The sequence below is a fragment of the Desulfobotulus pelophilus genome, assembly GCF_026155325.1.
In the GTDB taxonomy this organism is placed as follows: Bacteria; Desulfobacterota; Desulfobacteria; order Desulfobacterales; family ASO4-4; genus Desulfobotulus; species Desulfobotulus pelophilus.
The window spans coordinates 1-1,008 of the sequence record NZ_JAPFPW010000067.1; the positions used below are offsets into that span (position 1 = coordinate 1).

Genomic DNA, 1,008 nt, shown 5'->3' on the forward strand with positions numbered 1-1,008 from the left:
TCCCTTGAAACAATTGCAAGAGTTTGCATGGTGTCTCCTCAGGCGGCGGGCCACAGGTAGTGAATATGGCCGGATTTGAGTTTGCGTTTCAAATTGGGATCCCGGAAACCGTGCTTTCTGGCCATGGTCCTTGTTCTGGCCATGGCCAGAGGGCGTTTGGGTTTGGCGGCCTGTTTTGCCTGCATCCGGTAAAAGGTGATGATGTGCAGGGTGTCCCGGCATCGGCTGGATATGACGCATAAATCTTCCAGTCGGTGCTGTATGCGGCCATTCCCGTTGGGCATGGCCACCCCGGAAGACAGCACGGCCAGCAGATGGGGCAGGCCGAGGCTGCGTTCCTGCATTCGGCGTTCGGCATGTTCGGTGAGGGAGACGTGCATGGGACCTCCTCATTTCTGATGGGTTTTCCGAAAAACCTGTTCCCAGACCAGACAGCGTTCCTTTGCCTCCCGTCTGGCCCTCTCTTTTTCCAGTGCCTCTCCGCAGGCTTCGTAGACCCGAGAGACCATCTCCATCGCGTCTGTTTTCATGATGCCTCCTGCATACTCAGGGTTCCCCTATCCAAAAAGGCCGACATCTGGTGCGCTCTCCCCCTATTCCAGCCAAATTCATAGGTGATGTTCAGGATGTCGAGAAGATACCAGAGCTGCCTGTCCGATACTTTTTCAGCCATAAATATCAGGGCATGGCCATCCGGTCCTATCAGTGCAGCGGTGGAGGGCGTTCGTTCAATCCTGCATTGTTTGGGGTCTGCGTAGATCATCCGGCACCTCCTGTGATGGTGTGGATATCCGTGCCGGTGGGTGGGAAGATCCAGCGGCTGTTTGTATCCGGCATCCGGGCGACTTCCGCCGCGGGGGCCATGGACCGGAGAAGATCTCCGGTGGTGCGGTGACGGCGTTTCAGGATGGCCATGACAGCCATGATTTCGCGCCGTCGTCCCTTCATTGAAAAGCCGTTGACTTGGATTGGGGTCATGGGTATTCTCCCTTTATTGTGGTTTTGTAT

General features: G+C 56.1%; 4 protein-coding genes. All 4 read right to left on the bottom strand.

Annotation, left to right across the window (positions count from 1 at the left end; translation table 11 throughout):
- Nucleotides 1-38: 38 nt before the first annotated feature.
- The 4 genes from OOT00_RS16010 to OOT00_RS16025 are packed head-to-tail and all read right to left on the bottom strand — an operon-like array spanning nucleotide 39 to nucleotide 978.
- The gene (locus tag OOT00_RS16010; protein WP_265426425.1) at nucleotides 39-380 is read right to left on the bottom strand and encodes a DUF4258 domain-containing protein; all 342 of its coding nucleotides are present in this window, start codon (nucleotides 378-380) and stop codon (nucleotides 39-41) included.
- Between the two features lie 9 nt (nucleotides 381-389).
- Entirely contained in the window at nucleotides 390-530 is a 141-nt protein-coding gene (locus OOT00_RS16015; RefSeq protein ID WP_265426426.1) for a hypothetical protein, read from the bottom strand.
- On the bottom strand, nucleotides 527-763 hold the full coding sequence (locus OOT00_RS16020; protein ID WP_265426427.1) for a hypothetical protein: 237 nt from the start codon (nucleotides 761-763) through the stop codon (nucleotides 527-529). Before OOT00_RS16020 ends, OOT00_RS16015 begins: the two co-directional genes overlap by 4 nt.
- The gene (locus OOT00_RS16025) at nucleotides 760-978 is read right to left on the bottom strand and encodes a hypothetical protein (RefSeq protein WP_265426428.1); all 219 of its coding nucleotides are present in this window, start codon (nucleotides 976-978) and stop codon (nucleotides 760-762) included. The genes OOT00_RS16020 and OOT00_RS16025 overlap by 4 nt, the downstream gene beginning before the upstream one ends.
- Between the last annotated feature and the right edge of the window lie 30 nt (nucleotides 979-1,008).